This window comes from Veillonella dispar, from assembly GCF_937975875.1.
Taxonomy (GTDB): Bacteria; Bacillota; Negativicutes; order Veillonellales; family Veillonellaceae; genus Veillonella; species Veillonella dispar_B.
On record NZ_CALJSP010000019.1, the window covers coordinates 1 to 5,296 of the forward strand.

General features: G+C 38.8%; 3 protein-coding genes and 1 pseudogene. All 4 read left to right on the forward strand.

Annotated elements, in window-relative coordinates:
• Window positions 1-739 (forward strand): ATP--guanido phosphotransferase (locus Q7P05_RS00750; RefSeq protein WP_303930052.1); only part of this gene is annotated, 739 nt, incomplete at its 5' end.
• An 87-nt stretch (window positions 740-826) separates the two neighbouring features.
• Window positions 827-3,274, forward strand: a complete 2,448-nt coding sequence (locus Q7P05_RS00755; RefSeq protein ID WP_303930054.1) for an ATP-dependent Clp protease ATP-binding subunit — start codon at window positions 827-829, stop codon at window positions 3,272-3,274.
• 169 nt (window positions 3,275-3,443) lie between these two features.
• Window positions 3,444-4,817 carry a DNA repair protein RadA gene (gene radA, locus Q7P05_RS00760; RefSeq protein ID WP_303930055.1) on the forward strand — a complete coding sequence of 458 codons (1,374 nt, stop codon included), beginning with the start codon at window positions 3,444-3,446 and terminating at the stop codon, window positions 4,815-4,817.
• A gap of 15 nt (window positions 4,818-4,832) precedes the next feature.
• Window positions 4,833-5,296, forward strand: a pseudogene (locus Q7P05_RS00765) (hypothetical protein); the annotation flags it as partial.

The following is a 5,296-nucleotide window of genomic DNA, read 5'->3' on the forward strand; positions in this document are numbered from 1 at the left end:
ACAATTCAAGGGAGAGGACTTCTCTATTCCTAAGATTCAACCGTCAAATTTGCGAATTCAATCTATGGTTTCTGGATTGAGATTAGAAGTAGCTTATGAACGTGTATTAAAAATCGACAAGGCTATTGAAGCAAAATATCCATATGCCTTTGATGAACGATTTGGTTATTTAACGGCTTGTCCTACTAATGTAGGCACAGGTTTGAGGGCATCTGTAATGTTACATTTGCCAGCATTGACCATATCGGGACGAATTACACGGCTTATTCGTAGCATCATTCAGTTGGGCTACTCTGTGCGTGGATTATATGGTGAAGGTTCAGAAGCATTAGGAAATATATATCAAATTTCTAACCAACGTACCATGGGTACTAGTGAAAAAGATACAATAGAACAATTAACAAAGATTGTAGAAGGGATTATTGCAGAAGAGCGAAAATCTCGACAGTTATTATTACATAATGATAAAGAAGGTTTAGAAGATGTGTTATGGCGCTCCTATGGGGTTCTACAGAATGCACGCCGTGTAAATGGTAAAGAGGCCTTAACAAAGCTTAGTGATATCCAGTTAGGCGTTGACTTAAATATTTTACCTCAATGGGGTAAGGATTCCTTTAATGAGCTGATTGCTATAACTAGACCTAATTTCCTTTCAAAGTATGCAGGAAATGATAATCTAACAGATATCGAGCGTGATAGCTATCGGGCAAAGGTAATCCGTCAAAAGCTTTCACATTAATAGCTATTCCAACGGTATAGCCTACCATTGTTTACATATATTTGAAGAGAAATAATTACAATTTACATAGATAGATGAGGTGATAGTATGATGCAACGATTTACAGATGATGCACAGCGTGTCCTTTCCTTTGCTCAAGAAGCCGCATTGGAGTTGGGACATGACTATGTAGGCACTGAACATGTACTCATCGGCCTGACAAAGGTTAAAAATGGTGTTGCTGCTAAGGCCTTAGAAGAGCTTAATATTGTTACAGAAGATATTTTTGAAGCTGTAGAAGAGCAAGTGGGCCGCGGTAATAAAAAAGCAACATCTATATATATGACGCCACGTGTTAAGCATGTACTTGAGTTAGCTGTTCAAGTAGCTAATCGCATGAATCATAATTACGTTGGTACTGAGCATATTCTACTTGGTTTACTCAGCGACGGCGGTGGTGTTGCAGTTGGGATTTTACGGGCTATGAATATTCGTACCGACGATATAGTAGAAGCGATTCGTCATATTCTTGGCTCTAGTTCTAATGGTAATCATAGTGGTCAAGAAGGAGCAAATAACAATGGCGACCTAGGTGATTTAACCGATTTCGCTACGGACCTAAATGAGTCTGCAAAACAAGGTAAAATTGATCCTGTTATTGGTCGTGATACAGAAATCCAACGTGTTATCCAAATTCTTAGTCGTAGAACTAAAAATAATCCAGTTCTTATCGGTGAACCTGGTGTAGGTAAGACGGCTATTGCTGAAGGTTTGGCACAACGTATTGTCAACGGTAATGTACCAGAGATTTTGCGTAACAAACGCATTATTTCTCTTAGTATTAGCTCTATGCTAGCTGGTGCAAAATACCGTGGTGAATTTGAAGAACGCTTGAAAAAAGCAATCGATGAAGTGCAACAACATAAGGATATGATTATATTCATTGATGAAATTCACACATTAGTTGGAGCAGGTGCCACTGAAGGCGCTATGGATGCGGCAAATATCTTGAAACCAGCTTTGGCACGCGGTGAATTCCAAGTGATTGGCGCTACGACACTTGATGAATACAAAAAGCATATTGAAAAAGATGCTGCCTTAGAGCGTCGTTTCCAACCTGTTCAAGTAGGGGAACCTAATGAAGAGGATGCTCTTGAAATCTTGAGAGGCTTACGAGATCGTTATGAGGCCTTCCATAAGGCTAAAATTACAGATGAAGCATTAAAAGCTGCTGTTACCTTATCTAGTCGATATATTACAGATCGATTTTTGCCGGATAAAGCTATCGATGTGGTTGATGAGTCTGCATCTAAGGTTCGTATGAAGGTATTTTCGGCGGCACCAGATGTTAAAGCTTTAGAAGACAGACTCAATACGGTTAAGAAGGAAAAAGAAGCGGCTGTCACATCACAAGATTTTGAAAAGGCAGCTAAACTTCGTGATGAAGAGCAAGCTCTAGTTAAAGAAATTGATGATAAAAAAACTGTAGCTAAAGAAGAAAGTGATCAAAAATTAATAGTTACAGAGGAAGATATCGCTGCCGTTGTAGCTCAGTGGACTGGTATTCCTGTAACTAAAATCGCAGAAGAAGAATCAGAAACCTTGCTTCATTTAGAAGATGAATTACATAAACGTGTCATCGGTCAAGATGATGCTGTTACAGCTGTAGCAAAAGCTGTGCGCCGTGCAAGGGCTGGATTAAAGGATCCAAAACGTCCAATTGGTTCCTTCTTGTTCCTTGGACCAACAGGGGTTGGTAAAACTGAGCTAGCAAGAGCGCTTGCATCCTCCTTGTTCGGCGATGAATCTGCTATGATTCGACTTGATATGTCTGAATATATGGAAAAACATACTGTTTCCCGTTTAGTTGGGGCACCTCCAGGATATGTAGGTTATGAAGAGGGAGGCCAATTGACTGATGCAGTTCGACGTAAACCATATAGCGTTATTTTACTTGACGAAGTAGAAAAGGCTCATGCAGATTTCTTTAATATCCTATTACAAGTTCTTGATGATGGCCGTCTTACAGATAGTCAAGGGAGAACCGTAGACTTTAGAAATACGGTTATTATCATGACGAGTAACTTAGGTGCAAAAGCATTACATAAGAACTCTACAGAATTAGGTTTCTTGGCACCGAAAAAAGCAGAATCTCATTCTAATGATTCCAAAAGAATAGATTTTAAAGAGGCTAAGAAGTCTGTTCTGGATGCAGTAAAACGTCACTTCAGACCAGAGTTTTTAAATCGCATTGATGAGATGATTGTATTCCATCCATTAACTGAAGAGGATTTAACAAAAATTGTAACAATTTTGATGAGTGATGTAATAAAACGTCTTGGAGAACGTGATTTACATTTAGAAATTACACCTGAGGCTATGAAATTGCTCGTTAAAGAAGGTTCCGATTTTACAATGGGGGCTCGGCCTTTAAAACGCGCTATTCAACGCTTAATTGAGGACCCTGTATCCGATCTTATTTTGAAAGGAGAGGCGATAGCAGGAAAAACTATTAAAGCTAATGCAAAGGATAATGATATTGTTGTAACGATTTAATATAAATACAAAATTAATAGTTAATGACTACCTTTCATATAAATTATATGGCTTAAATGGTATACTATAGAATAGTGATAGTTAACCATGTAGTAAAATTATGCATAAAAGGTCATGAATGGTTATCATTCATGACCTTTTTTATCTTTTATAACAGTTTTGAGGTAATATGGCAAAAGCAAAATCAGTATTCTTCTGTCAAAATTGTGGAGCGGAGTCTTCTAAGTGGATGGGGCGTTGTCCACAATGTGGTGAATGGAATACATTAGTTGAAGAGATTATTAAAGAAACTAAACATAGCCGCACACCTTCACGAGGTGTGGGAAGCCAAACAACAAAACCAACAGCTTTACCAGATATTGAAATTTCATCTCTCGCTCGTGTCTCTACAACCTTTGGTGAAATCGACCGCGTATTAGGTGGTGGGATTGTTCCTGGGGCCCTTATGCTCTTAGGTGGTGATCCTGGTATAGGCAAGTCTACACTACTTCTTCAAGTATCTCAAAAGGTGGCTGATACGATAGGTACTGTACTATATGCATCTGGAGAAGAGTCTCAGTTACAGCTTAAGCTTCGGGCAGAACGACTTCATATCAATAGTGGGCGACTACAAGTTATTGCTGATACAGATTTAGATCATATCTTAGAGCAAGCTGATGCAATGACGCCTTCTTTGTTAGTTATCGACTCTATTCAAACCATGTATACTGGAGATATCGATGCTGCTCCAGGTAGTGTTAGCCAAGTGCGAGAATGTACATCACGACTCCTTCGATTCTGTAAAGAACGCAATATTCCAACAGTAATCATTGGACACGTTACTAAGGAAGGTAATATTGCGGGGCCTCGTATGTTAGAACATATGGTGGATGTAGTGCTGTACTTTGAAGGCGAACGGTCTTACCAATTCCGTATTTTGCGCTCAATCAAGAATCGTTTTGGATCTACATCTGAAACAGGTATTTTTGCCATGGTTGAGGAAGGGTTACAAGAGTTATCTAATCCATCAGCTTCCTTATTGGCAGAACGATCTGATGAGGAAAGCGGCAGCGCCGTTATGATTTATCTTGAAGGGGTTCGTCCTATCCTTGTAGAGGTACAAAGCCTTGTTGTTACGACTGCTTTTGGTATGCCTAGAAGAACTGCAATCGGTTATGACCTTAATCGTTTAATTGTACTTTTGGCAGTATTAGAAAAACGTTGTGGTTTCACGTTAGGTAATAAGGACGTGTACGTTAACGTTATTGGTGGTCTCAAGGTAAATGAACCAGCTTGTGACTTGTCTATGGCCGTTGCTATCGTATCTAATTTAAAAAATCGCATTGTTCCTACCGATATGGTCATTTTAGGTGAAGTAGGACTCACTGGTAATGTTCGTAGCATTCCACGTATTGAACAGCGTATCAATGAAGCGAAGAAATTAGGTTTTAAAAAGTTTATTATCCCTGAAGGCAATTATAAGCAAATCAAGGATAATGATAGTTCTATCAAGATTAGAGGCGTTAAATCTATTCAAGAGGCAATGCAGTTGGTATTTTCTTAATTAGGAGGTGATGTAATGATTTATCGCATATTGCGCTATGTAATAGCCATTCTTGTGGGCACAGCGGCCTATGTTGGAATGGATAGCTTAGCACCTATTATCGACCCATATTTGGTCTCTCAATTTGAGTCTTTTGGGGATATGTCATTGACTATTGCACGTATTTCAGTATTAATTTTTGGTACTTTATTAGGCGTTATTATTGGGTATTTAATTTCTTCATTTATTTTAAAGCAAGGCTTAGTCATTGCTAAACGTTTAGAACGCATTCTTACTCATATTCCAAATCAAGAATTGATTGCAGGCACCATCGGTTTATTATTCGGTCTTATTATTGCAAATTTAATTGGTGTTGCATTTCATCAAGTACCTATTATAGGACCTTATATTCCTATTATATTGAGTGCTATCTTTGGATATAGTGTACAACAGCGTCAGCCTCGTGCTGCGCATCGTCATCGGCATGGTCATCGGCACGG

What these genes read in the sequence shown, in the direction of transcription:
- Q7P05_RS00755 (WP_303930054.1), top strand. Translation starts at nt 827, where the DNA reads ATGATGCAACGATTTACAGATGATGCACAGCGTGTCCTTTCCTTTGCT.
- radA (WP_303930055.1), top strand. Translation starts at nt 3,444, where the DNA reads ATGGCAAAAGCAAAATCAGTATTCTTCTGTCAAAATTGTGGAGCGGAG.